Genomic DNA, 24,880 nt, shown 5'->3' on the forward strand with positions numbered 1-24,880 from the left:
CCCGGTGCGGTTCTGATTCGACCGGCCGGTACACAAGCAGAACCCTCGATGAAAGGACGCAACATGTCCCTGCTCGACTCCGCCCTCTGGGACGGCAAGATCTACCTCAGCGGCTGGCGGCCCGGGCGCGGCGGGACCGGTGACGCCGTCGAACCAGCCACCGGAGAAACGCTGGGCCGCTATGGCGTGGCCTCCCTGGAGGATGTCCGCGAAGCCGCCGCGGTAGCCGCAAAAGCGCAAAAGGACTGGGCCGCCCGCAACCCGGAAGACCGCGCCGCCGTGCTCCGCCGCGCGGGACAACTCTGGGAGGAACACTCGGCGGAAATCCAGGCCTGGATCGTCCGCGAATCCGGCGGCATCCCGCCCAAAGCCGGGCTGGAAACCCACATCGCGGCCAACGAATGCTACGACGCCTCCGCCCTGCCCTCACTCCCGGCTGGCGACGTGCTGACCTCAAACGAGAGCCGCTGGTCCTTCGCCCGTCGCCGGCCCGTCGGCGTCGTTTCGGTGATAGCACCCTTCAACTTCCCGCTGATCCTCTCCATCCGCGCAGTCGCCCCGGCGCTGGCCCTTGGCAACGCCGTCCTGCTCAAACCGGACCCGCGCACTGCGGTCTGTGGTGGCGTCACCTTGGTCCGGGTGTTCGAGGAGGCGGGTCTTCCGCCCGGCCTGCTCTCCCTGCTGCCCGGCGGCGCCGAGATCGGCTCGGCCGTCGTAGAGGCACCCGAGGTCCGCGTCATCGCCTTCACGGGGTCGACGGCGGCAGGGCGCAAAGTGGGCGAGGCGGCCGGCCGGCTGCTCAAGCGCGCCCACCTGGAACTCGGTGGGAACAACGCAATGATCGTGCTGCCCGGCGTCGACCTCCCCAAAGCTGTCTCCGCCGCCGCGTTTGGCTCCTTCATGCACCAGGGTCAGATCTGCATGGCGTCCGGCCGGCATATCGTGCACGAGGACATCTACGAGGACTACGTCAGCGCCCTGGCGGAAAAGGCCCGCCATCTACCGGTAGGCGACCCGAAGAGCGGAACAGTGGCGCTGGGCCCGGTAATCGACGAGAAGCAGCTCCACCGGGTGGACACGATCGTTCAGGACGCGGTGCAGGGCGGCGCGCGCCTGGCCGCCGGCGGCAGCCACGACGGCCGCTTCTACCAGCCCACAGTACTCGCGGACCTCGACCTCGCCAGCCCGGCGTGGAAGGACGAAATCTTCGGCCCCGTGGCGCCGGTGATGAAGTTCTCCACCGTGGACGAGGCCGTGGCCCTGGCCAACGACAACGAATACGGGCTCTCCATCGGGATTCTTGGCGACGTCGGCATGGCCATGACGATCGCCGACCGGCTCGACTCCGGCAAGGTCCACATCAACGAACAGACCGTATCCGACGAGGCCAACTCGCCCTTCGGCGGGGTCAAGAACTCGGGCAACGGCTCGCGGATCGGCGGCCATCACGCCAACATGGAATCCTTCACGGAAATCCAGTGGCTGACCGTGCGGCCGGACATCGCGCCGTACCCGTTTTAGGCCGGGTAACTGCGGGAGTTCCCCGCCGCGGATGGCGCGGAGCCGGTGGTCCCATTTTCCGCAAACGACGCGCCGAACGTCCCATAAAACAGCACCCTTCCCAGTCAGGTGTTGCGACGTTGACGCGAAACCGCGGCCCCCGCACGGCGGTGCGCCCGACTGCCGAAAACGAAGAATCCCTGCCCGGATTCCCGGCCAGGGATTCTTCGCTCAGCGGAAGCGCACTAGTAGCCGGAGGGCTGGTCGAACCGCTGGCCGGCAGGGTTGGAGGGCAGAATTGTCATCACCAACAGCGCCAGGCCGCCGAGGAACGGCACCAGGACCAGCAGGATCAGCCAGGCGCTCAGGTTCACGTCGTGGAGGCGCCGCGCCAGCAGGGCCACGGACGGAACGATTGTCCCGAGCCCCCAAATGACAGCAAGGATCAAGCCGACAATGGCACCCGGTCCCGTCACGGCGGTTCCGGACGCATTAGTCGTCGTGCCGGTGCTGGTGATGATGTTGATGACTATCCCGACGATGAGGGACACCAGTGCCCACCACCAGTACTCACTGCGGCTTGCCCGGCCGGAGAAGATGGCGTATTTCTTGAAGAATCGCTGGACGGCCTGCTTGAGGGTAGCCCCATAGAGCGGCGCCCAAAGCGGAGTCTCTCCGGTCTGGGGCGGAAATGCATTCGGTTGCTGCGGATAACTCATGTAGTCCCCTTGAATGAGTGCGAATGACGAGATTCATCCTAGGGCCGCCGTCGGACATGAATGCCTGTTGGGCGGCGAGAATTTACACTGCGTTCACCCGCGCATGTGTGCGGCGCAGGAGGCTAGACCCGGATCAGTGGACGCGGAACCTCAGGCGCCGGTCAACCGTCGTGCTTAATCTCCCGGCTCGAACACCGCGGTTCCCATCATCAGGATGCCGCGCCGGGGTATCCAGAAGTCCCCCAACCTGTCCTGGACTGGCAAGGCAGCGGGTTCTCCCAAGTCGCGTCCCTTGAGCACGGCCCGGCTGTCTGCGACGAACCACATGCGCCGAGGGTGGACGGCAAATCGTTGGCCGTTGGGGGCGAGGCCAGTCAGGCCCAGGTGGCCCGCCCCGAGGAGCGGTCCGGCAACGGCACCCATGGCGCGCAGGAACGCCCGGCTGCGCCACAGCCGGTCCGGAACGGCACCGGACACCACCGTCATGAATCTGGTGATCGTCGTGGAGCGCAGCGTGAGCTGCCAGTGCAGCGCAGCGCCGCCGTCGACGTCGACGTCGACGTCGACCGTGAAAGCGTGGCTGCCGCTCCACGTGAGGGAAATGCGGGAGGTTGACGCCGAATCGAGGGCGGCGCCGAAGTACCGGGGGCACGAGAGTCCTGGGGCCACGGTGCCATGCATTGACCATGCTCCGGCGGGGTCGCGGATCCAGACCGAGGTGTACCCCGGCCCGATCGATGACCCGGCGAAGCGCCGCAACGCCAGTACGTAGCCTGAACTGAACGGAACCCCGGTGACGCCGAACCCGGTGAAGGATTCTTCTTCCCCCGCGACGTCCCCCGCGGCGCCGTGCGCAGTAGAGCGCGCGGCGGCCCGCTCGGCGGCTTCAACCAGCGCCTGGGGACTCTGCATGGCATCAGCCTCCGGATTGCGGCGGGCCCGCTCTGTAACTCTACGTGCGCAATCTACATGTGGACGTGGAGCCGCCGGGCTGCTTCGGAGATGGAGCCGCTCAGGGACGGGTACACGGTGAAAGTGCTGGCGATGTCGTCGACGTGCAGCTTCTGGGTCACGGCGATCGAGATCGCGAAGATGAGCTCGGAGGCGTTCGGGCCCACCACCACCCCGCCGATCACGGTGCCGGAGCCCTTGCGGGCGAAGATTTTGATGAAACCGTCGCGGTGGTTGCGCATCTTGGCGCGGGCGTTGCTGCGCAGGGACAGCTTGATGACGTCGGCCTGGTACTTGCCCGAATCAATCTCGGCCTCGGAGACGCCCACGTTCGCAATCTCGGGCGAGGTGAAGATGTTGGATGCCACCTGGTGCAGCTTAAGGGGCATGACACTGTCGCCCAGGAAGTGCGCGATCGCGATCCGGCCCTGCATCGCGGCGACGGAGGCGAGCGCCAGCACGCCGGTGCAGTCGCCCGCGGCGTAGATGTTCGGCGCAGTGGTGCGCGAGACGCCGTCGACCTTGATGTGGCCGCTCTCGGTCAGCGCGACGCCGGCTTCCTCCAGGCCGATGCCGGCCGTGTTGGGGATGGAGCCGACGCAGACCAGGCAGTGGCTGCCGGTCACCTTCGAACCGTCGCCGAGGGTGACCACGACGCCGTCGTCCGTGCGCTCGACCGTCTCGGCGCGGGCGCGGGAGAGGACCTTGAGCCCGCGGCGTTCGAAGACGCCCTCGAGGACCTCGGCGGCGTCGGTGTCCGAGCCCGGCAGCACGCGGTCGCGGCTGGAAATCAGGGTGACCTTGGAACCCAGGCCGTTGTAGGCCGAGGCGAATTCCGCGCCCGTGACGCCGGAACCCACCACGATCAGCTCTTCGGGGAGCACGTCCATGTTGTAGATCTGGGCCCAGTTGAGGATGCGCTCACCGTCCGGGCGGGCCGTGGGCAGCTCGCGCGGGTGGGCGCCGACCGCCAGCAGGATGGTGTCTGCTTCCACCGTCTCGGTGCCGTTGGCGGTGAGGACCTCGATGGTGTGGTTGTCCAGCAGCCTGCCGGAACCGATCAGGATGCGGACGTTCTGGTGTTCCAGCCCGACTTGGATGTCCTCCGACTGCTTCCGCGCCAGCCGCAGCAGGCGGTCGTTGATGTGCTTGAGGTCCGCGCGCATCGTGGGGGTGCAGTCGCCGCCGTCGAGGTCGAATTTAACCCCGAGCTCGCCGGCCTCGCCGACGCGGGTCATCAGATCTGCCGTCGCGATCAGGGTTTTGGACGGAACGACGTCGGTCAGCACCGCCGAGCCGCCGAGCCCCGCACGCTCGATGATGGTGACCTGCGCCCCCAGCGAGGCGGCGACCATGGCGGCCTCGTAGCCGCCAGGCCCTCCGCCGAGAATTGCGATGCGGGGTGAGCTGAAGTCAGGATGCGTAGTCACAATCAACCATTGTCCACCATCCGAACCGGAGCCACCAAGAATCCGGGCCGCGCGCGGGTCCGGCCGTGCATGCTGGGCAGCGGGCCCCGGCCGCGATAACTTGTACCGGTGAGTACAACAGAATTCCTGAACACGGACCCTTTCGACGCCGCCCGCGCCGCCGCCGACTACATCGCCGCAGAGACGGGCGTCGACTCCCATGACGTCGCGCTGGTCCTCGGCTCGGGCTGGGGCGACGCCGCCGAGCTCATCGGCGAGACCACGGCCACCTTGTCCGCCGCCGAAATCCCCGGCTTCTCCGCACCGTCCGTGGTGGGGCACGTGGGCACCATCCGCTCGGTCCTGACCAAAGAGGGCAAGCGCGCCCTGGTACTGGGCGCACGCACGCACTACTACGAGGGCAAGGGCGTCCGAGCCGTGGTGCACGGGGTGCGCACCGCCGCCGCGGCCGGCTGCAAGACCCTCGTGCTGACCAACGGCTGCGGCGGGCTCAACGAGAACTGGACGCCCGGCACGCCGGTGCTCATCAGCGACCACATCAACCTCACCGCCACCTCTCCGTTGGAAGGGGCAACGTTCGTGGACCTGACGGACCTGTACTCCTCCCGGATCCGCGGGCTGGCCCGCGAGGTGGACCCGTCGCTGGACGAGGGCGTCTACGCCCAGTTCACCGGCCCGCACTATGAGACGCCCGCCGAGGTGCAGTACGCCAAGCGGATCGGCGCCGACCTGGTGGGCATGTCCACGGCGCTTGAGGCGATCGCCGGCCGTCACGCCGGCATGGAGGTCTTCGGCATCTCGCTGGTGACCAACCTCGCCGCCGGGATCAGCCCCGTGCCGCTCAGCCACGGGGAAGTCCTCGAGGCCGGCGAGGCCGCCGGCCCGCGGATTTCCAAGCTGCTGGCAGACATCATCGCCAAGCTCTGATCCTGGTTCTGGGCTGGGCCCCGCGACCGGTCCTGGGCCACCCGGCTGCGGCTATTCCGCGGCCAGGTAGTCCAGGACCTTTGCCTTGTCCGCCGGGAACCGCCGCTCCATCGAGTCCGCGATCCCGGCGATGCTCTGGCGGGCCAGCGCCTGCCGCCAGGCGAGTTCGGCCTGGCGCATGGTCTGGGAAATCAGGCACGTCCGCGCGAAGTTCTCCTGCCGGTCCGGTTCCGGAACATTTCCGAGGATCGCCTCGCACCGGAATGCCGGGTCCTGGCCCTCCAGCGCCAGCACGATGTCCAGCACGGTGATGTTTTCGGGCCGGCGCGCCAAGAGAAAGCCGCCGCGGGGACCCGACACCGAGTCCAGGACGCCGGCCCGGACCAGCGACTGAAACTGCTTGTTGAGATAGGCCGCCGGGAGTTTGTAGAACTCGGCCAGCCGGGCACTGTTCACCGGCTCACCGGGCGGTGTCCATGCCATGTTGACGCAACTGTGCACGGCCCATTCGACACCACGGCCCATTTTCATATTCCAGACGCTACGTGTCCGGAAATTTGGGTGTCAAGGTCCCGCGAAAGGCCTCGAGATGGAACTGAAACCCGAACTCTCGATTGTCTGGGCAGGAATCGCCCACGATTGGCGATAGTTTGGTTCCATGACGTCTTCTGATGCCGAACTCGCCCGCCTCCTGAGCGATGCCCGCGATTGGGCAAGCCAGGACCCGGACCCCGCCACCGCCGCCGCCCTCTCCGAACTGGTCCGCCTCGCCGACGGGGGCGTCGCCGCGGCCCGCCAGGAACTGGCCGACAGCTTCAGCGGCACCCTGCAGTTCGGCACCGCTGGACTGCGGGCAGCCCTCGGCCCGGGTCCGAACCGGATGAACCGCGTGGTGGTCCGCCGCGCCGCCGCCGGCTTCACCGCCTTCCTCACCAACGCGGTCGGGCAGGCCTCCCCCGGCACCCGGCCGCGCGCCGTCGTCGGCTATGACGCCCGTTACAACTCCGACATTTTCGCCGAGGAAACAGCGGCGATCCTCACCGCGGCGGGGGTTGAGACCTTCCTGATGCCGGCCGCGCTGCCCACCCCGCTGCTCGCCTACGCGGTGCGGGCGCTGGACTGCGACGGCGGCGTCATGGTTACCGCCAGCCACAACCCGCCGCAGGACAACGGCTACAAGGTGTACCTCGGCCGTCACGCGGTGGAGGAAAGCGGCCGCGGCGCCCAGATCGTGGCACCCTACGATGCCCTGATAGCGGCGAAGATCGACGCCGTCGGCGCCCTGGACTCGATCGTCCTGGCCGCGGACGGGTGGACTGTGCTGGAGCCCTCGATTGCGGGCGACTACCAGCGCGCCGTCGCGGCTCTGGCGGTTCCTGAGCACTTCCCGGCCCGCGGGCTGAAGATCGTCCTGACCCCCATGCACGGGGTGGGCGGGGAAACGGCCGTGGCGGTGCTGAACGCCGCCGGATTCGACGACGTCACGCTCGTCACCGAACAGGCGCAGCCGGATCCGGACTTCCCCACGGTGAACTTCCCGAACCCGGAGGAGCCCGGGGCGCTGGATCTCGCCCTCGAGGCGGCGACGCGCGAGGACGCCGACATCGTGATCGCCAACGATCCCGACGCCGACCGGGCAGCGGTGGCGGCGAAGGATCCTGATACCGGCGCGTGGCGCATGCTGCGCGGCGACGAGGTAGGCGCATTGCTCGGTGCCCACGTCGTGGCGCGGCAGGCCGCCAGTGGCGAAGCACCGGCCGGCGTGTTCGCCAACTCGATCGTGTCCTCCCGGCTGCTGGCGCGGATCGCGGCCGCGGCAGGCTACGCGCACGAGGAAACCCTGACCGGTTTCAAGTGGATTGCCCGGGTGCCGGGGCTGGTCTACGGCTACGAGGAGGCGCTGGGCTATTGCGTTGCTCCGTCGCTGGTGCGCGACAAGGACGGCATTTCGGCTGCGGTCCTCATTGCCGAACTCGCGGCGGCCGCAAAGGCTGAGGGCAAGACGATCTTTGACACCCTGGACGAGCTCTACCTGGTGCACGGGCTGCACGCGAGCGACCAGCTCAGCATCCGGGTGGCGGACCTCGGCCTGCTGGACGCGATGATGAACCGGCTGCGAGTGAGCCCGCCGGAATCGTTTGGCGGCTCCGGCGTCGAGGCCGTCACGGACCTTGCCGAGGGCAGCGAACTCCTCCCGCCCACCGAGGGCCTGCTGTACCTGACCCGGGACCTCAGCCGCGTGATCATCCGTCCCAGCGGCACGGAACCGAAGCTCAAGTGCTACCTGGAAGTCATCCGCAGTGTCGGCTCGGCCGCCGAGCTTCCGGCAGCCCGGGACGAGGCCCGCACGGCCCTGGACGGCGTCCTTGCGGACGTCCGCGAGGCACTGGGCCTCTAGAGCCGCACCTCAATGTACCCGCCCACAATCCGGGTACCGAAGGTGGCGAGGCGGAGTTCCGGGCTGCCGAGGCATTCTCCGGTGCCGAGGTCGTAGACCTCCTTGTGCAACGGAGATGCCACCGTGGGCCGGTCCCCGCGGGATCCGGTGATGCCGCGTGCCATGACGTTCGCCCCGGTGGCCGGGTCCTCCTGCGCGACGGCGAAAACCTCCCCGGACAGGGTGCGGAACACGGCCACCTGGCGGCCCGCAATCAGTGCCGCCTCGCCCCAGGCAGGTTCCAGGTCCGCCACGGCGCACACCCGGTGCCAGCCGGCTGCGGCTTCAGTAATTTGGTCCTCAACGTCGTGTACGGCGGTTTCAAGTACGGCGGTCATCCCGGCCCCTCTCTGATACATCCCTTACGGGCTCAACCGCTGCTGCGGCCACATATTCAAGCTAGGCGCGCGGTGTTTCATCCGGACGCGCCGGATGTGTCCGGCGCGTAAAAGAGAGCTCACACGGCGGGAAATGCATTCGTGATGCAGAAGTTAAGATCACGAAACATAAGGGAAACTGAAGCGAAATTCCGGTTGCCTAGTCTGGGACGACAAGCTGCAGAGCACCGTCTGCGGCCCATGCGAAAGGCCCACCGTGACCGGACACCCCTCAAGCCACCCGATCCAGGGCGCAACCAGCGCCGCCCCGCGCCGTATTGTGGTGGCCGGCGGCGGCCCCGCAGCGCACCGGTTCGCCGATGCCATGCACGCCCGCGGACTCGATGGCTGGCACGTTACCGTCCTCACCGAGGAAGCCCACCTCCCCTATGACCGCGTCGCGCTGAGCAAGGCACTCACCGACAGCGACGTCGACCTCACCCTGGGCAGCGCTTCCATGTGGGACCACACGGCCCTGAACCTCAAGACCGGCGAGCGCGTCACCAGCATCGACGCCGCCGGCAAGACCGTCCGGACCGCGGCGGGAACCGTCTATCCGTATGACGAGCTGGTGGTAGCGACGGGCTCGGACGCTGCCCGCCTGCCCATCCCGGGCGCCGAACTCACCCATGTGTACCGCACCCTTGAGGACGTCTGGTCCATCAACAAGGCCATCGCGGACCTCACCGCGAAGCTGGGCCGGAAGGTCAACGCGGTCACGATCGGCGGCGGTCTGCTGGGCCTGGAATCAGCCGCCGGCACCGAACAGCTCGGCGCCACCCCGATCGTCATCAACGGCTCGCCGTGGCTCATGAACACCCAGCTGGACGAGGGTGCCGGCCAGGCGCTCGGCCGGCTGATCGAGGCCAAGGGCTTCACCGTCCACGGCGGGGTGTTCCCCTCCGAGGTCATCTCTGACGACGACGGCCAGGTCACCGGCGTCCTCATGGCCGACGGCCGGATCATCGACGCCGACATCGTGATCGTCGCGATCGGCGTGCGGCCCCGCGACGAACTGTTCCGGGCGGCGGATGGCCCGGATGGGCAAAAGGGACCGCAGCAGTTCCAGCTCGGCCAGCGCGGCGGCGTCGTCATCTCCGACGACTGTTCCACGGATGTTCCCGGCATCTGGGCGATCGGCGAGGTCGCCAACTTCGGCGGCATGTGCCTGGGACTCGTGGCCCCGGCCAACACGATGGCCGAAATCGTCGCGGACCGGCTGCACGGCGGCGACGCGACCTTCCCCGGCTTCGACACCGCCACCAAGCTCAAGCTCTCCGGCGTCGACGTCGCCAGCTTCGGTGACGCCTTCGCCCGCACGGAACACGCGCTCGAGATCGTCTACGCCGACCCCGCCCGCGGCGTCTACCAGAAGATCGTCACCACCGACGATGCCAAGACCCTGCTCGGCGGCATCTTCGTCGGCGACGCCTCGCCCTACACCTCCCTGCGCCCCATGCTGGGCCGCGAACTGGCCGCCGAACCCGGCGCCTACCTCACCGCGGCCGGCGGCGGTGACGCCGGGGACGGAGTCTTGGAGATCCAACTGCCGGATGACGCGATCCTGTGTTCCTGCAACAACGTCTCGGCCGGAACCATCCGTGACACCGTCAACGGCTGCGGGAGCTGCGACGGCAACGCGCCGGTCCGGGAACTCGGCGAGCTCAAGGGCTGCACCCGCGCCGGCACCAGCTGCGGTTCCTGCGTGCCGATGCTCAAGAAGCTGCTCGAAACCGAACTGACCAAGTCCGGCGTCGAAGTCTCCAAGGCCCTGTGCGAACACATCGAGCTCTCCCGCCAGGAACTCTTCGACGCCATCCGGGTCCTGGAGCTGACCTCCTTCGAGGAGATCATGGCCAAGTACGGCACCGGCGCCGGCTGCGATATCTGCAAGCCGACCATCGCCAACATCCTCGCCAGCCAGAACAGCGCCTACGTCCTGGACGCCGGCCGCGGCACCCTGCAGGACACCAACGACCGCGCCCTGGCCAACATGCAAAAGGACGGCACCTACTCGGTGGTCCCGCGGATCGCCGGCGGCGAGATCACCCCGAAGAAACTCGGCGTGATCGCCACGGTCGCCGAGCAGTACGGCCTCTACACCAAGATCACCGGCGGGCAGCGGATCGACATGTTCGGCGCCCGGCTGGAGCAGCTGCCCGAAATCTGGAAGGTCCTGGTCGATGCCGGCTTCGAATCCGGCCAGGCCTACGGCAAGAGCCTGCGCACGGTGAAGTCCTGCGTCGGCTCCACCTGGTGCCGCTTCGGGGTCCAGGATTCGGTGGCCATGGCCATCGCGCTCGAGCTGCGCTACCGCGGCCTCCGCAGCCCGCACAAGCTGAAGATGGGCGTCTCCGGCTGCGCCCGCGAATGTGCGGAGGCCCGGGGCAAGGACGTCGGCGTCATCGCCACCGCCGACGGCTGGAACCTGTACGTCGGCGGCAACGGCGGCGCCACTCCGGCGCACGCCCAGCTGCTGGCCAAGGACCTCGACGACGAAACCCTGATCAAGTACATCGACCGCTACTTCATGTACTACATCCGCACGGCCGACCGGCTGCAGCGCACCGCGCGCTGGCAGGAAGAGCTCGACGGCGGCATCAAGCACGTCGAGGACGTGGTGGTCCACGACACCCTGGGCATCGCCGAGGACCTCGAAGCCGCCATGGCCAAGCACGTTGACACCTACGTGGACGAATGGGCCGACACCCTGAAGGATCCCGAACGCCTCCGCCGCTTCCGCTCCTTCGTCAACGCCCCGGACCAGAAAGACGATTCGATCACCTTCGTCTCCGACGAGCGCGGCCAGATGCGCCCCGCGACAGCGGAGGAGAAGGCGCGGGCCGGGCAGCAGCCGGTCCTGATCGGGGCTTCCATTCCGGTCCGGGCCACCACCCCGGGACTGCCTGACGAGAACGAGGTATAGCCATGCAGCTCACCATTGACCTCACCGGACGCGAAGTCCTGGTCACGGGCGCGGACCACGCCGCCCGTCAGGCCGTGCGGCGCTATGAGGCGGCCGGCGCCGTCGTGTTCCGCCTCAGCACCCCGCAGGGCGCCGGCATTGACGGCCCGCTGCCCGAGCGCCCGTTCCTGGTCGCGGCGGTCGACGACGGCCAGCCCGGCTGGGAGGCCCTCCTCGGCCGGTGCCGTGCCACCGGCATCCCGGTGGCGGCCGAGCCCCCGGCCGGCGCGGCGGGCCACGTCACGCTGGTCGGCGGCGGACCCGGGACCACCGAGCTGCTCACGGTCGCCGCCGTCGCCGCGCTGCGCGATGCCGACGTCGTCTTCTACGACCGGCTCGCCCCGTACCAGGACCTGCCGTCCCTGACCACGGCAGAGCTAGTGGATGTGGGCAAGAAGCCCGGCCACCACAAGGTCAGCCAGGCCGACATCGAAAAGCTCATGGTGGAAAGCGCGCTGGCCGGCAACAACGTGGTCCGCCTCAAGGGCGGGGACCCCTATGTGTTCGGCCGCGGCGGCGAGGAAGTCGCGTCCTGCGTCGCGGCCGGGGTTCCGGTCCGCGTCATCTCCGGAGTCACCAGCGCCATCTCGGTTCCGGCCGCCGCCGGCATCCCGGTCACGCACCGCGAAGTCAGCCACATGTTCACCGTGGTCTCCGGCCATGCCCCGCTGACCGAGAACGAACTGACGCACCTCGCCGGGCTCGGCGGAACCATTGTGGTCCTGATGGGCATCGGCACCCTGCACCACCTCGCGGCCGGACTCCGCCGGGCCGGGATGCGGGCCGACATGCCGATGGCGGTCGTCGAACGCGGCTACCGCCCCGGCCAGCGCACCACGATCGCCGAGCTGGGCACCATCACCTCCGCAGCCGCGGACTGCAGCAACCCCGCCGTCCTGGTGATCGGGGACGTTGTCCGGGTGGCCGAAGCCAACCGGGGCTGTGCCGATGCCACGGCATCGCTCGACCGTCTGGCCGCATCACTGATGGAGGCGTAAGGATTCCCATGAGCGCATTGAACGCCGTCGCCGCAACCTTCCCGGAGCCCGGCGCACCACTGTCCTCCTTGAACCCCGCCCTCGCCTCCGCACTGACCGCCGGCGCGACCGCCGGCGCCCCCGCGCCCGAACCCGCCGAGGACGCGACCGACCGGGACCTTCCCCTGGACGGCTTCCGGATCGGCGTCACCTCGCACCGCCGTTCGCAGGACCTCATCGAGGCCCTGGAACGCCGCGGTGCCGAGGTGCTTCACGCCCCGGCACTGAAGATCGCCCCGGTCCGGGAGGACCAGAGCCTGATCGAGGACACCCGGGCGATCATCGCCGCCCGGCCCGATCTTTGCATCGCGACCACCGCCTACGGCATGCGCCGCTGGTGCGAGGCCGCGGACACGTTTGGCATTGGCGACCAGCTGCTGGAGACCCTCTCCGCCACCCGGATGTTCGTCCGCGGGCCCAAAGCCCGCGGCGCCGTGCGCGCCGCCGGGCTCGCCGACGTCGGAATCAGCAGCGACGAAACCACGTCCACGCTCGTGGACATGCTCCTGGCCGAGGGTGTGCGCGGCAAGACAGTCGCGGTGCAGCTGCACGGCTACACCGATGTCCGCCAGCTCGAGCGCCTGCGCATGTCCGGCGCCACCGTCCTGACGGTCACCCCGTACCGCTGGGTCAAGCCCGACGGCGCCGACCGGCTGCCCAAGCTGATCGAAGCCGCGTGCAGCGGCAACCTGGATGTCCTGACGTTCACCAGCGCGCCCGCCGTGGACGCGATGTGGAGCACGGCGCACGAGATGGGCGTCTACAAACAGCTCGTGGAGAGCCTGAAGACCACCGTGGCGACCGCCGTCGTCGGGCCCATCACCGCGCAGCCGCTGCTCGATGCCGGGCTGCACCCGCTGATCCCGGAACGGTTCCGGATGGGCGCCCTGATCCGGCTGGTCTGCGAGCACCTGGCGCTGAACCACGTCCGCCGGCTCGACACCGTTTCCGGCAGGGTGGAGCTGCGCGGCCGGTCGCTGCGCATCAACGGCGAGCCGGTCGAGATGGCGCCCGCACCGCTGTTGCTGCTGCGCGCGCTCATCGGCGCCGGCGGGGCAGTGCTGTCCCGCGAGGCACTCTCGGACCTGCTGGAGCTGCGCGGTTCCGTGCATGCCCTGGACATGACCGTCAGCCGGCTGCGGTCCGCGCTGCCGGACACCCGGCTGGTGGAAACCGTGGTGAAACGCGGCTACCGGATCAGGGTCTAACCCAACGCGGGGTCACATAGCGCCCATCCCACCGCTATCTATAGGCGCTAAGTGACCCCGCGTTGCTTTGCTGCCGGCCTTCGCGGGGTGTGACCCACGGCATTACCGGCCGGTAAATACTGGCGAACGGGCAGGGCAGAAGCGGCAACACCCGGGAAACACCCCGGAAAAATCGGACGCCTACGCTGGGGTTCATCAAGCACACCGGCCACACGATGGCCGCCCAGCGAAAGGGCCAGCACATGTCCGCTCCGGCAATGTCTCCCATCTCCACTTCCTCCCTGACAGGCGCTCCGGCTGCCGCCGCCACCACGGCCGCCCGGCCCAGGATCGTCATCGCCGGCGCCGGCCGGGCCGCCCAGGCGCTCGTCCGGCAGCTCACCCGGACCCCGTTCGCCGGCGCCATCACGGTCCTCAGCAACCGGGACGACGCACCCGAGGAATTGCTGGAGCTCGCCGTCCTGCCCCAGGTATCCGTCCGCTTCGGCCAGCCGGCCAGCTATATCGACGCGGAAAACCGCAGCGTGACCACCGCCGACGGCATGGAGTTCGACTACGACGAGCTCGTCATCGCCACCGGTTCCGCTCCCGCCGAGGCTCCGGTGGAAGGTGCCGCCCGCTGCCTGAGCTATTCCACGATCGACGACGCCGCCGGGCTGGGCGAGGCCGTCAAGGACGTCACCCGGGTCCTGGGCCGCCGCCCCCTCGGCATCCTGGTCGGCACGGGTTCGGCCGCCGGCCAGGCCGAGGCCGTGCTCCGGTCCCGCGGCGTCCGCCCGGTCCGCACCACCGTCCGTCCCGCCGCCGTCGTTCCCACCGCCGCCGGGTCCGCCCTGCCGGCGTCGGGCATCGTCTTCGAGGACGGCTCCAGCATGAACGGTGACCTCGTGATCCTCGCCGAGGAGCGCATCGCCCGCGACGAGCTGGCCGCCACGGCCGGGCTCGCGACCGCTGCCGGCGGCGGGATCGTCATCGGCCAGGACTTCCGCACCTCCGTGCCGGGCATCTGGGCGATCGGTGACGCGGCAGCCTACGACGGCGTCCGGCTGGGGCTGCTCGTGGCCTCCGGTTCCGCGGCGTCGGTGTGCGCTTCCCAGTTGCTTCAGGCCACCATGGGCCGGCCCCTGGCGGCCGCCGCCTGACGTGCCGGGGAGGCCCGGCCGGGGGCATCCGCCGGGCACATTCCTATGGCAAGATGGTTCCCTGATAAGCCGCGCACCACGCGGCGCCGCCAGGGCCCGCAGGCCCACAAGGCCCGGGAAGGGACCGCCGCGTCCCAGGCCCGCCACGAAAGGGACCACCATGAGCCAAGAAGCCGCCACCGGGGGGACGCCCAACATCGCCTCCTACATCGACCACACCCTGCTCAAGCCGGAGGCCAGCGAGGCGGAGATCCTCAAGGTCTGCGCCGAGGCGGCGGAGTACCACTTCAAGTCGGTCTGCGTGAACCCGGTATGGGTCAAGACCGTCAAGAAAGCGCTCAAGGGATCCGGCGTCCTGACGTGCTCCGTGGTGGGATTCCCGCTGGGCGCCACGCCGAGCGACGTCAAGGCCTTCGAGGCCCGCGGCGCGGTCCTGGACGGTGCCGAAGAAGTGGACATGGTCATCAACATCGCCGCGGCCCGTGCCAATGACAAGGGCGCGCTGGTGGACGACATCGCCGCCGTCGCGGCCGCCGTGCACGAGGGCGGAGCCATCCTGAAGGTCATCATCGAAACGGCGCTGCTGGGCGATGACCAGAAGGTGCTCGCCTGTGAGGCCGCGGTGGAAGCCGGGGCGGACTTCGTGAAGACCTCCACGGGCTTCAACGGCGGCGGGGCCACTGCCGAGGACGTCGCTCTCATGCGCCGCGCCGTCGGCCCGGACCTGGGTGTCAAGGCCTCCGGCGGCGTGCGTTCCCTGGCCGATGCTCAGGCTATGATTGCTGCAGGTGCAACACGTATTGGCGCCAGCTCCGGTATCGCGATCGTCAAGGGTGAACAGGGTTCGTCCGCGTACTGACCGTGCCGGCACCGCCCACAGTTTTGAGCCCCCCGGGGCCGAGGAGGAACGAATGTCCAGCAACACCACCCCGTCCCGGCGCGTCGAGAACAGCCTCGGATCCAGCATCGCCCTGTTCGTGCCGATGATGGTCCTGTTCCTCGGTGCGATCTACTCGCTGTCCTTCCTGACGCTGGAAAACACCTGGCCGATGGCCGTCTGCCTGATTCTCTTCGCGGCCGCGTTCTGGATCCCCCAGACCCTGCTGGGCCGCTCGGATTCGGCCGGCGAAAACTAGGCCTCTCCTGACCCTTAAATGACTGAAGCTCCGGTTCATCCGGAGCTTCAGTCATTTAACCGGTGGCAGTCCTAGCCGGGCACCAGTGCGAACAGGCCCTTGACCAGCCCCGTGCCGAGGGCCAGGGCCGCGGGGAAGTGCGCTTTGGCCACCGCCAGGCCGGCGCCAAACATCCCCACCATGGCGTAGCCGCTTACCGGGATCAGGACGAACCATTCCCGCCGCGAACCCGCCCGGCCCAGCAGCGGGATGGAGAACGCCCCGTTGGCCCTCCAGATGTTCTTCAGCAGCGGCAGTTTCCGCAGGACCTTGGGCGGCTTGATCACAAGTGGCCAGAGCAGCGGCACTCCCCCGGTGGTGATCATGTCCCCCACAATGTGCACCAGCACCCCGGTAAGCATCGAAACCGGCAGCCAGGTCCACTGGTGCGGCGCGAACCACGTCACGAGTCCGGCCATGAGCAGCCCGACGATCCAGTTGCTGATCCAGCCGAATTTCGGGAAGAGTTTCAGTGCCTTCGCGGCGATGTTGATCATGAACATGCACAGCAGGCCGGCTCCGACGGACAGCAGCCCCCACTGGGTCTGCACCTGCCACTGCCCGGCGATCGTGGCCAGCAGCACGAAGAACGCCGCGCCCAGCACCGAATGAGTGCCCTGCCGGTGGCCCCCGCTGGCGTTCTCAATGCCGCGCGCCACCAGGTTGGACAGCGGCGGCAGCGCGTGCGCCACCGTGCTGGCACGGTGGTCCCAGTCGCAGACCAGCGCGGTCCCCGCCGTCGCCATCGCGCCGATCACGATTCCGGTGGGATCCAGCGGGTACCAGCCGAGCGCATACGAGCCGGTCGAGGCAATGGCTACCCACGCCGCGGCTCCCGACGCGGCGTGATGTCCTCCCATCATTCTTTTATTTCACCGCCGGTGTGGCCGAGACAGGGGCGTCGGAGAAGATGTTGCGGATCACGCCGTTGGCCCACTCCAGGATCTCGGCGTCCTGCAGGTCCCGGCCGCCGATCCTGGCCGTCTTGGGCTTCGGAACGAGCACGGCGTCCAGAGCCGGCTTCGCCTGCGCGCCGGGGTACATCCGGGTCAGGCGCATGAGCTTGGACTCGGGCAGTTGCGCCGGGGAGAACTTGATGAAGTTGCCCTGCAGCGCGACGTCGGACAATCCGGCCTCGCGGGCGCCCACCCGGAACCGGGCGACGTCGATCAGGTTGGTGGCCGGCAGCGGCAGCTCGCCGTAACGGTCCACGAGCTCCGCGAGGACCTCCTCGATCGCCTCGTAGGTGATGGCGCTGGCGAGTTTGCGGTAAGCCTCCAGGCGCAGCCGTTCGCCCGGCACGTAGTCGTGCGGCAGGTGCGCGTTGACCGGCAGTTCGATCTTCATTTCGGCGGCCTTCTCCTCCGCCTCGCCCCGGTATTCGGCTACGGCCTCGCCGACCAGCCGGATGTAGAGGTCGAAGCCGACGCCTTGGATGTGGCCGGACTGCTCGCCGCCGAGCAGGTTGCCGGCGCCGCGGATCTCCAGGTCCTTCATGGCCAGCTGCATGCCGGCGCCGAGCTCATTGTGCGTTGCGACGGCCTTGAGCCGTTCCAGCGCCACCTCGCCCAGCGGCTTCTCCGAAGGGTAGAGGAAGTAGGCGTAGGCGCGTTCACGGCCGCGTCCCACACGTCCGCGCAGCTGGTGCAGCTGGGAGAGGCCGTACTTGTCCGCGCCGTCCACGATCAGGGTGTTGGCGTTGGAGATGTCCAGGCCGGTCTCAATGATGGTGGTGCAGACCAGGACGTCGAAGCGCTTTTCCCAGAAGTCCACGATGATCTGCTCCAGCCGGCTCTCGGACATCTGCCCGTGCGCCACCTCCACCCGGGCCTCAGGGACCAGTTCGCGGATCTTCGCCGCGGTGCGGTCGATCGTGGACACCCGGTTGTGGACGAAGAACACCTGGCCTTCGCGCATCAGCTCACGGCGGATCGCGGCGGAAGTCTGCTTGTCCGTGTACGGGCCCACATACGTCAGCACGGGGTGCCGTTCCTCCGGCGGGGTGGCCAGGGTGGAGGTTTCGCGGATGCCGGTCAGGGACATTTCCAGTGTGCGCGGAATCGGGGTGGCGCTCATGGCCAGGACGTCGACGTTGGTGCGCATCTTCTTCAGCGCTTCCTTGTGTTCGACGCCGAAACGCTGCTCCTCGTCCACGATCACCAGGCCGAGGTCCTTGAAGCCGAAGTCCTTGGACAGCAGCCGGTGCGTGCCGATCACGACGTCCACGGAACCGGACTTGACGCCGTCGGCGGTTTCTTTGGCCTCCTTGCCGGTCTGAAAGCGGGACAGCGGCTTGACGACGAGGGGAAAGCCGGAAAACCGCTCGGTGAACGTCTCGTAGTGCTGCTGGGCGAGCAGCGTGGTGGGCACCAGCACGGCGACCTGCTTGCCGTCCTGGACCGCTTTGAACGCGGCCCGGACAGCGATCTCTGTCTTGCCGTAGCCGACGTCGCCCGAGATCAGCCGGTCCATCGGGATCTCCCGCTCCATGTCGGCCTTGACCTCGTTGATGGTGGTCAGCTGGTCCGGGGTCTCCACGTACGGGAAGGCCTCCTCCAGTTCCCGCTGCCACGGGGTGTCCGGGCCGAAGGCGTAGCCGCGGGAGGCCATCCGGGCCGAGTACAGCCGGATCAGCTCGCCGGCGATCTCCTTGACCGCCTTGCGGGCCTTGGACTTGGTGCTCGCCCAGTCCGCGCCACCCATCTTGCTCAGCGCCGGAGTGTCGCCGCCCACGTACCGGGTGACCTGGTCCAGCTGGTCGGTGGGCACGAAGAGCCGGTCGCCCGGGGCTCCGCGCTTGGACGGGGCGTACTCCAAGACCAGGTATTCGCGCACGCCCTCGCCGCCACCGGCAACCTTGCGCTGGATCAGCTCCACGAACCGGCCGATGCCGTGCTGTTCGTGCACCACGGAGTCCCCGGCCACGAGCTGCAGCGGATCCACGGCATTCCGCCGCTTGGACGGCATCCTGCGCATGTCCTTCGTGGAACCGGCCGAGGTCCGGCCCAGCAGGTCAGCCTCGGTCAGCAGCGCCAGCTTGAGCGGATCCAGGACAAAACCGCGGCCGACGGCGGCGGTGGTCACCTCGATCAGCCCGGCCTGCGGATCGGCCTCGAGCGTGTCAACCCGCGCGCACGGGATGTCGTTGTCGTGGAAGAGTTCGGCGAGGCGCTGCGCCGGGCCCGGGCCCTCGGTGACCACGACGATCCGCCACTGGTCCCGGACGCGGGAGCCGATGAAGTCCATCATTTCCGCCACGTCGCCCTGGTAGCCGCGGGGTTCCCGGGCGTGCAGGTTCAGCACGTCGACGTCGGGCAGCAGCTCCTCGTCGCTGGCCAGCGAGGTGATGGACCACCAGGAGACGCCGTGCTCGAGGGCCGCGGTGCGGGTTTCGGTCAGCGAGCGGAAGCTGGCCGAGTGCAGCGCTTCGGACGCCGCAGAGGTCAGATCAAGAGGTGCGGTGCCGCCGTCGGACGCCGTGGACCAGGCGGCCTCGAGGAATTCCTCGTTCGTGGCGGCGAGGTCGTGGGCCCGGGTGCGGACCTTCTCCGGCTCGATCACCACCGCGATGGAACCCGCCGGGAGCTGGTCCAGGAACGGCACCATGGCGTCCACCAGCACGGGGGCCAGCGATTCCATGCCCTCGACGGCGATGCCGCCGGCGATTTTCTCCAGCATGTCCGCGGCGGCCGGGAGCTGGGACTTCAGGGTCGCGGCGCGGGACATGACGGAGGGTGTGATCAGGATTTCGCGGCACGGCGGGGCATGGAGTTCGGTGGGATGGTGCAGGCCGGGCGCGGTCAGCGAGCGCTGGTCGGCGACGGCGAACCAGCGCATCTGGTCCACCTCGTCACCAAAGAACTCGACCCGGATGGGGTGGTCCTCGGTGGGCGGGAAGACGTCCAGCATGCCGCCGCGGACGGCGAATTCGCCGCGGCGGGTCACCATGTCCACCCGGGCGTAGGCGGCGTCGGCCAGGCTCTTGACGACACCGCTGAAGGGGGCCTCCTGGCCGACTTTCAGGGTGACCGGCACCAGTTCGCCGAGTCCGGCGACGATCGGCTGCACGACGGCGCGGACGGGGGCTACCACCACGCGCAGCGCACCGGCGGTGGACGATTCGGGGTGCGCGAGCCGCCGCAGCACAGACAGCCGCCGGCCCACGGTGTCCGAGCGCGGGGAGAGCCGCTCATGCGGCAGCGTCTCCCAGCTGGGGAACTCCGCGATCGTCTCGGCCGGCAGGAAGGCGCGCAGGGCCTCGGTCAGGTCCTCAGCCTCGCGGCCGGTCGCGGTGACGGCCAGGACCACGGGCACTCCCCGGCCAGCCCCTGCAGAGCCGGTTTCGTTTCCCGCCAGGGTCGCGAGTCCGTCCGCCATTTCCGCGAGCAGCGTGGACCGCATTCCGGCCGGGGCGCTGATCTGGTAATCCTCGCTGCGGGCTGCGAACCCGCGGGCGGCCTCGGCCTGGATCCGGGCGTAGTTCCGGTCTTCGGCGAGGACACGGCGCAAACCGGTGAGAGAGGGGCCGTTGAGGCTCATAGCTGTTGCTCCTGATGGGATCACGGGGTGCAGGCAACACGAATAGCCGAAATTCGCGAGAATCCCGGGCCCTCCAAGCCTACCGCGGAGCCTCGGGGCCCGCCGACGGGCCCGGCCGGCGGGACCTGCCCGGGGCGCCGCCGACGGGGCTAGGCTGGCTTCAGGAGCGGGCGGCCCATCCAACGCGGGCCGCGCACCGAATGGCTTGGTAGGCCACCCGCCAACTGCTGGCTGACAAGGAGTCACCATGAACGCCACAACCGCAACCCCCGAACCCGCTGGAACCCCTGCTCCAGCCCCGCAGGCAGCCACCGCGAAGGCCTCATCCCCTAAGACCGTGCTCGTCACCGGGGCCACCGGCTACATCGGCGGCCGGCTTGTCCCCCGGCTCCTGGAAGCCGGGCACAGGGTCAAAGTCGTGGTCCGCACCCCGGCCAAGATCGCCGGCGTGCCCTGGCTGGACGACGTCGAGGTGATCCACAGCAGCCTCGACGACGGGGACGCCCTGCAGGCGGCGCTCGACGGCGTCGACGTCCTGTACTACCTGGTCCATTCCATGGCGGCCGGGGCCGGCTTCGAGGCCAAGGAAAAGACGATGGCCGGGACGGCCGCCCGGGCCGCGGCCGCCGCCGGTGTGGACAGGATCGTTTACCTCGGCGGCCTGCACCCGGCCGGGGCCGAACTGTCCACCCACATGCGCTCCCGCGAGGCGGTGGGGAAGGTGTTCCTGGACAGCCCGGTGGACGCGGTGGTGTTCCAGGCCGGCGTCGTGATCGGCTCGGGTTCGGCGTCGTTCGAAATGATCCGGCATTTGTCCGAGACGCTGCCGCTGATGCCCGCCCCGAGCTGGGTGCGCAACAAGATCGAGGCGATCGCGGTCCGTGACGTCCTGTACTACCTCGTGGCGGCAGCGTCGCTGGAAGGACCCATCAACCGGACCTTCGACATCGGCTGCCGCCAGGTGCTCAGTTACGCCGGAATGATGCAGGAATACGCCGCAGAGGCCCGCCTGCCGCACCGGGTGGTGCTGGCGCTGCCGGTGCCGGCCCCCAAACTGGCCGGTCTGTGGGTGGCACTGACCACCCCCATCCCGCTCTCCATGTCCCTGCCGCTCGTCGAATCACTCCAGCACGACGCCGTCGCCGCCGAGCACGACATCGACGCGTGCATCCCTGCGCCGGAGGGTGGCCTGACCCGCTACCGGCGGGCCGTGGCCCTCGCCCTGGGCAAGGAACGCGACGGCCAGGTGGAGACCACGTGGACCAGCGCCGGCGTCGACGCCGATCCCCTGCCGAGCGACCCGGACTGGTCCGGACACGCCGTGTACGTGGACGAGCGAAGCTTCCAAAGCGACGTGGACCCCAAATATGTGTGGACCGTCATCGAAGGAATCGGCGGCCGGAACGGCTGGTACTCCCTGCCACTGGCCTGGCAGGTGCGCGGCTGGCTGGACAAGCTCACCGGCGGGGCGGGGCTGCTGCGCGGCCGCCGGCACCCGCACCTGCTGGCCGAGGGCGAGGTGGTGGACTGGTGGCGGGTCGAGCGGATCGACCGTGGCCGGCTGCTGCGGCTGCGGGCCGAAATGCGGGCCCCGGGCCGGGCCTGGCTCGAACTTTCCGTGGAGCCGGAGGGGACGGGCAGCCGCTACCGCCAGCGCGCCATCTTCTTCCCCAAGGGCCTCAGCGGCCGCCTCTACTGGCTCGCAGTGCTGCCGTTCCACAGCGTCATTTTTCCCGCCATGTCGCGGAATATCACCGCCGCCGCCCGGGATCTGGAAAACCTCGAATCGGAGCCAGCCCGGCACACCACGTAGGATGTTGGAGCCCGAAACGTCCACTTCCACATCACGGAGGACCCCCCTATGGCCCTGAGTGCATCCACCACCGTTCCGCACAGCGTCGACCGCGTTACCGCGGTTTTCGTCAATGAAGACTTCCTGCGCCACACGAGCGAACTCGTCGGCGGCACCCTGGAATCCTTCGCCATCGACGGTGACACCGCCGGCGCTTTCAACACCACCACCGTGCGGACCATCCCCACCACCCGGATGCCCGACATTGCCCGGAAATTTGTTGGCGAAAGCCTGAAGGTGACGCAGCTGGAGGCCTGGGAGGCCCCCGCCGCCGACGGCTCCCGGCAGAGCAAGATCTCCCTGAAGGTCTCCGGCGCCCCGCTGGACGTGAAGGCTGTCCAGCGTCTCGTGTCCGACGGCGGCAGCACCCGGATCGAGCTCGAGGGCGACGTGACCTCCTCGGTGCCGTTCCTTGGCGGCAAGATCGCCGACGCCGCAGAACCGATGGTCGGAAAGGCCCTGAACCTGCAGTCCCAGCAGGCCCAGGCCTGGCTCGAAAGCCACTGACCCCGTGGAACTGCCCGCGGTCCTCGCCGTCGTCCTGATAGTCGCCGGCGTCTGGTCCCTTGTTGTCTGGCCGCAGTTCCTGCGCCGGGTCATGAAGGATCCGCGTGCCCGCGACGCCAACGGCAAGGCCACGCGCTTCCTGACCGTCCATGTGGTCCTGGTCAGCATCTCCATGCTGCTGGGGGCCGCGACGGCGGCGATTGGCGTGGCCGGGCTGCTCAGCTAGCATCCGGCACACCGGCGGCGGCACGCGCACCCTGCGCCTGCCGCCGCCGGCCGCTAGAATCAGCAAAAAGGTGGACCGCTGAAAGGGGACGCCAGTTGCTACCCCGCCGCGTCGCCATCTGGGGCCTGTGCGCCTGCGTTCCGGTCCTCGGCCTGATTGCCTTCTGGCCGGTGCCCGTTGACCGGGGCGCGGCCACCTACCTCATGCGGTGGCTCCGGCAACTGCACAGCTGGGGCGTCCCTCCCTGGTTCGACTACGGGGTGGTGGAATTTTCCTCAAACGTGATCCTGTTTATTCCGCTGGGCGCCCTGGTCGCCATCATCCTGGGCCTGCGGCTCTGGTGGGGCGGGGCCGTTGCCGGGTTCATCCTCTCCGTCGTGATCGAACTCGGCCAGATGGCGTTCCTGCCGGCGCGCTTTCCGTCCGTCGCCGACGTCGCCGCAAACACGATCGGCGCCATGGCCGGCGCGCTCGTGGCCAGGCTGTTCATGGCACGCCGTGAGGCTGTGCGATCCCGACGTCCACCACGTACCCTGTGAACAGGGCCCGACGGGAGGAAATCGGAACTATGCGGATCTCGGTTATTGGTTGCGGTTACCTGGGCGCGGTCCATGCCGCATGCATGGCAAAGCTGGGTCACGACGTCGTCGGAATCGACGTCGACGAACACAAGGTGGCACAGCTTTCAGCAGGCCACGCCCCCTTTTACGAACCCGTGCTCGACGAACTCTTGTCCCAACTTGAGGAATCGGGCCGGCTGCGGTTCACCACCGACATGGCGGCCGCCCGCGGCGCCGAGGTCCACTTCATCTGCGTCGGAACGCCGCAGAAACGCGGCGAAAACGGCGCCGACCTGCGCTATGTCGACGCCGCCGTCGCCTCGCTCGCTGAATACGTCTCCCCCGGCGACGTCGTCGCCGGCAAATCCACGGTGCCTGTGGGAACCGCCGCGGGCCTGGCCGAGGTGCTGGCGGAGGCAGAGCCCGGCGCCTCGCTGGTCTGGAATCCCGAGTTCCTGCGCGAAGGCCATGCCGTGACAGACACCCTGAACCCGGACCGGTTCGTCTACGGCACGCCGGACGGCAGCGAAGACCATCCCGCGGTGGCCGTCCTCGACAGGGTCTACGAGACTCCCCTGGCAGGCGGGACACCCCGGCTGGTGACGGACTACGCCACGGCGGAACTGGTGAAGACGGCAGCCAACTCGTTCCTCGCGACCAAGATCTCCTTCATCAACGCCATGGCCGAGGTCTGCGAAGCCACCGGCGCCGACGTCACCCGGCTGGCCGATGCGATCGGGCTCGACGAGCGGATCGGGCGGAAGTTCCTGAACGCAGGCATCGGATTCGGCGGCGGGTGCCTGCCCAAGGACATCCGTGCCTTCATGGCCCGCGCCGGCGAGCTGGGGGCGGACCAGGCTCTGACCTTCCTGCGGGAAGTGGATGCGATTAACATGCGGCGCCGGACCCGGGTGGTGGAGCTAACACGCGAACTGTGCGGCGGGTCCCTGTTGGGCCAGCGGGTCGCCGTCCTGGGCGCGGCGTTCAAGCCCGAAAGCGACGACGTCCGGGACTCCCCCGCGTTAAGCGCCGCCGCGCAGCTGCAGCTGCAGGGCGCCGTGGTGACGGTCACCGATCCCCAGGCCCTGCCCAATGCCGCCAAGCGCTTCCCGGAACTCCAGCTGGAACCGGACCTGGAGACGACGCTGCACCGGGCCGATGCCGTGCTGCTGCTGACCGAGTGGCAGGCGTACCGGGAGCTGGATCCGCACGCCGCCAAAGCGCTCGTGTCCGCGCCGCGCATCCTGGACGGCCGCAACGTCCTGGACCCTGCCAAGTGGCGGGCGGCCGGCTGGACCTACAAGGGCCTGGGCCGGCCCTGATGTGTT

General features: G+C 68.8%; 21 protein-coding genes. 14 read left to right on the forward strand and 7 right to left on the reverse strand.

The window, feature by feature from the left end:
• Positions 1 to 63: 63 nt before the first annotated feature.
• Positions 64 to 1,521, forward strand: a complete 1,458-nt coding sequence (locus AC1DDH_RS09925) for a benzaldehyde dehydrogenase (RefSeq protein ID WP_476955347.1) — start codon at positions 64 to 66, stop codon at positions 1,519 to 1,521.
• Positions 1,522 to 1,745: 224 nt separating this feature from the next.
• On the opposite strand, the gene AC1DDH_RS09930 is transcribed toward AC1DDH_RS09925, so the two are convergent.
• The 3 genes from AC1DDH_RS09930 to AC1DDH_RS09940 all read right to left on the reverse strand — a co-directional run bounded on the left by AC1DDH_RS09930 (position 1,746) and on the right by AC1DDH_RS09940 (position 4,600).
• The gene (locus AC1DDH_RS09930) at positions 1,746 to 2,219 is read right to left on the reverse strand and encodes a DUF805 domain-containing protein (protein ID WP_476856537.1); all 474 of its coding nucleotides are present in this window, start codon (positions 2,217 to 2,219) and stop codon (positions 1,746 to 1,748) included.
• Between the two features lie 174 nt (positions 2,220 to 2,393).
• On the reverse strand, positions 2,394 to 3,131 hold the full coding sequence (locus AC1DDH_RS09935) for a hypothetical protein (RefSeq protein WP_476955348.1): 738 nt from the start codon (positions 3,129 to 3,131) through the stop codon (positions 2,394 to 2,396).
• A 53-nt stretch (positions 3,132 to 3,184) separates the two neighbouring features.
• Entirely contained in the window at positions 3,185 to 4,600 is a 1,416-nt protein-coding gene (locus AC1DDH_RS09940; protein ID WP_028278354.1) for an NAD(P)H-quinone dehydrogenase, read from the reverse strand.
• 108 nt (positions 4,601 to 4,708) lie between these two features.
• Here AC1DDH_RS09940 and AC1DDH_RS09945 point away from each other — a divergent pair, with 108 nt between their 5' ends.
• Positions 4,709 to 5,527: a purine-nucleoside phosphorylase gene (locus AC1DDH_RS09945; protein WP_028278355.1), complete on the forward strand. Its 819-nt coding sequence runs from the start codon at positions 4,709 to 4,711 to the stop codon at positions 5,525 to 5,527.
• Positions 5,528 to 5,578: 51 nt separating this feature from the next.
• Here the strand turns inward: AC1DDH_RS09945 and AC1DDH_RS09950 are convergent, their stop codons facing one another.
• Positions 5,579 to 6,058 carry an RrF2 family transcriptional regulator gene (locus AC1DDH_RS09950; RefSeq protein WP_028278356.1) on the reverse strand — a complete coding sequence of 160 codons (480 nt, stop codon included), beginning with the start codon at positions 6,056 to 6,058 and terminating at the stop codon, positions 5,579 to 5,581.
• Between the two features lie 127 nt (positions 6,059 to 6,185).
• Between AC1DDH_RS09950 and AC1DDH_RS09955 the strand changes: the two genes are divergently transcribed.
• Positions 6,186 to 7,925 (forward strand): phospho-sugar mutase, encoded by a 1,740-nt coding sequence (locus AC1DDH_RS09955; RefSeq protein WP_476955349.1) that lies wholly within the window; start codon positions 6,186 to 6,188, stop codon positions 7,923 to 7,925.
• Here AC1DDH_RS09955 and nirD read toward each other — a convergent pair.
• On the reverse strand, positions 7,922 to 8,302 hold the full coding sequence (gene nirD, locus AC1DDH_RS09960; protein ID WP_476849033.1) for a nitrite reductase small subunit NirD: 381 nt from the start codon (positions 8,300 to 8,302) through the stop codon (positions 7,922 to 7,924). The two genes, AC1DDH_RS09955 and nirD, sit on opposite strands and share 4 nt — an antisense overlap.
• Before the next feature lie 256 nt (positions 8,303 to 8,558).
• Between nirD and nirB the strand changes: the two genes are divergently transcribed.
• From nirB to AC1DDH_RS09990, 6 genes are all read left to right on the forward strand, one after another.
• The gene (gene nirB, locus AC1DDH_RS09965; RefSeq protein ID WP_476955350.1) at positions 8,559 to 11,267 is read left to right on the forward strand and encodes a nitrite reductase large subunit NirB; all 2,709 of its coding nucleotides are present in this window, start codon (positions 8,559 to 8,561) and stop codon (positions 11,265 to 11,267) included.
• A gap of 2 nt (positions 11,268 to 11,269) precedes the next feature.
• A complete protein-coding gene (gene cobA / locus AC1DDH_RS09970) occupies positions 11,270 to 12,304 on the forward strand; it encodes a uroporphyrinogen-III C-methyltransferase (RefSeq protein ID WP_476955351.1) in 1,035 nt (344 codons plus the stop codon).
• A 92-nt stretch (positions 12,305 to 12,396) separates the two neighbouring features.
• Positions 12,397 to 13,551 carry a uroporphyrinogen-III synthase gene (locus AC1DDH_RS09975; protein ID WP_476856642.1) on the forward strand — a complete coding sequence of 385 codons (1,155 nt, stop codon included), beginning with the start codon at positions 12,397 to 12,399 and terminating at the stop codon, positions 13,549 to 13,551.
• A 242-nt stretch (positions 13,552 to 13,793) separates the two neighbouring features.
• On the forward strand, positions 13,794 to 14,693 hold the full coding sequence (locus AC1DDH_RS09980; protein WP_476955352.1) for an FAD-dependent oxidoreductase: 900 nt from the start codon (positions 13,794 to 13,796) through the stop codon (positions 14,691 to 14,693).
• Positions 14,694 to 14,853: 160 nt separating this feature from the next.
• Positions 14,854 to 15,552, forward strand: a complete 699-nt coding sequence (gene deoC / locus AC1DDH_RS09985; RefSeq protein WP_476849037.1) for a deoxyribose-phosphate aldolase — start codon at positions 14,854 to 14,856, stop codon at positions 15,550 to 15,552.
• Between the two features lie 52 nt (positions 15,553 to 15,604).
• Entirely contained in the window at positions 15,605 to 15,829 is a 225-nt protein-coding gene (locus AC1DDH_RS09990) for a hypothetical protein (protein ID WP_230010712.1), read from the forward strand.
• Between the two features lie 71 nt (positions 15,830 to 15,900).
• Here AC1DDH_RS09990 and AC1DDH_RS09995 read toward each other — a convergent pair whose 3' ends face one another.
• Together AC1DDH_RS09995 and mfd are read right to left on the reverse strand one after the other, a co-directional pair.
• Complete coding sequence (locus AC1DDH_RS09995) at positions 15,901 to 16,731, reverse strand: metal-dependent hydrolase (protein ID WP_476955353.1); 831 nt, start codon at positions 16,729 to 16,731, stop codon at positions 15,901 to 15,903.
• Between the two features lie 4 nt (positions 16,732 to 16,735).
• Positions 16,736 to 20,407 carry a transcription-repair coupling factor gene (mfd, locus tag AC1DDH_RS10000; protein ID WP_476947327.1) on the reverse strand — a complete coding sequence of 1,224 codons (3,672 nt, stop codon included), beginning with the start codon at positions 20,405 to 20,407 and terminating at the stop codon, positions 16,736 to 16,738.
• A gap of 247 nt (positions 20,408 to 20,654) precedes the next feature.
• Here mfd and AC1DDH_RS10005 point away from each other — a divergent pair, with 247 nt between their 5' ends.
• The 5 genes from AC1DDH_RS10005 (at position 20,655) to AC1DDH_RS10025 (ending at position 24,874) form a co-directional block, all read left to right on the forward strand.
• Positions 20,655 to 22,220 (forward strand): SDR family oxidoreductase, encoded by a 1,566-nt coding sequence (locus AC1DDH_RS10005; RefSeq protein WP_476955354.1) that lies wholly within the window; start codon positions 20,655 to 20,657, stop codon positions 22,218 to 22,220.
• Between the two features lie 48 nt (positions 22,221 to 22,268).
• Positions 22,269 to 22,766 carry a DUF2505 domain-containing protein gene (locus tag AC1DDH_RS10010; protein ID WP_223914131.1) on the forward strand — a complete coding sequence of 166 codons (498 nt, stop codon included), beginning with the start codon at positions 22,269 to 22,271 and terminating at the stop codon, positions 22,764 to 22,766.
• Between the two features lie 4 nt (positions 22,767 to 22,770).
• The gene (locus AC1DDH_RS10015; protein ID WP_018774651.1) at positions 22,771 to 22,992 is read left to right on the forward strand and encodes an SCO4848 family membrane protein; all 222 of its coding nucleotides are present in this window, start codon (positions 22,771 to 22,773) and stop codon (positions 22,990 to 22,992) included.
• Between the two features lie 95 nt (positions 22,993 to 23,087).
• Positions 23,088 to 23,531, forward strand: coding sequence for a VanZ family protein (locus AC1DDH_RS10020; RefSeq protein WP_230009621.1), 444 nt, complete (start codon positions 23,088 to 23,090; stop codon positions 23,529 to 23,531).
• Positions 23,532 to 23,560: 29 nt separating this feature from the next.
• The gene (locus tag AC1DDH_RS10025) at positions 23,561 to 24,874 is read left to right on the forward strand and encodes a UDP-glucose dehydrogenase family protein (protein WP_476856545.1); all 1,314 of its coding nucleotides are present in this window, start codon (positions 23,561 to 23,563) and stop codon (positions 24,872 to 24,874) included.
• Positions 24,875 to 24,880: the final 6 nt, after the last annotated feature.

It is taken from the genome of Arthrobacter sp. 10T425 (assembly GCF_056393985.1).

Coding starts and splice junctions, on each gene's coding strand:
- AC1DDH_RS09925 (WP_476955347.1), top strand. CDS start 64: ATGTCCCTGCTCGACTCCGCCCTCTGGGACGGCAAGATCTACCTCAGC.
- AC1DDH_RS09930 (WP_476856537.1), bottom strand. CDS start 2,219: ATGAGTTATCCGCAGCAACCGAATGCATTTCCGCCCCAGACCGGAGAG.
- AC1DDH_RS09935 (WP_476955348.1), bottom strand. CDS start 3,131: ATGCAGAGTCCCCAGGCGCTGGTTGAAGCCGCCGAGCGGGCCGCCGCG.
- AC1DDH_RS09950 (WP_028278356.1), bottom strand. CDS start 6,058: ATGAAAATGGGCCGTGGTGTCGAATGGGCCGTGCACAGTTGCGTCAAC.
- AC1DDH_RS09955 (WP_476955349.1), top strand. CDS start 6,186: ATGACGTCTTCTGATGCCGAACTCGCCCGCCTCCTGAGCGATGCCCGC.
- nirD (WP_476849033.1), bottom strand. CDS start 8,302: ATGACCGCCGTACTTGAAACCGCCGTACACGACGTTGAGGACCAAATT.
- cobA (WP_476955351.1), top strand. CDS start 11,270: ATGCAGCTCACCATTGACCTCACCGGACGCGAAGTCCTGGTCACGGGC.
- AC1DDH_RS09980 (WP_476955352.1), top strand. CDS start 13,794: ATGTCCGCTCCGGCAATGTCTCCCATCTCCACTTCCTCCCTGACAGGC.
- deoC (WP_476849037.1), top strand. CDS start 14,854: ATGAGCCAAGAAGCCGCCACCGGGGGGACGCCCAACATCGCCTCCTAC.
- AC1DDH_RS09990 (WP_230010712.1), top strand. CDS start 15,605: ATGTCCAGCAACACCACCCCGTCCCGGCGCGTCGAGAACAGCCTCGGA.
- AC1DDH_RS09995 (WP_476955353.1), bottom strand. CDS start 16,731: ATGATGGGAGGACATCACGCCGCGTCGGGAGCCGCGGCGTGGGTAGCC.
- mfd (WP_476947327.1), bottom strand. CDS start 20,407: ATGAGCCTCAACGGCCCCTCTCTCACCGGTTTGCGCCGTGTCCTCGCC.
- AC1DDH_RS10005 (WP_476955354.1), top strand. CDS start 20,655: ATGAACGCCACAACCGCAACCCCCGAACCCGCTGGAACCCCTGCTCCA.
- AC1DDH_RS10010 (WP_223914131.1), top strand. CDS start 22,269: ATGGCCCTGAGTGCATCCACCACCGTTCCGCACAGCGTCGACCGCGTT.
- AC1DDH_RS10025 (WP_476856545.1), top strand. CDS start 23,561: ATGCGGATCTCGGTTATTGGTTGCGGTTACCTGGGCGCGGTCCATGCC.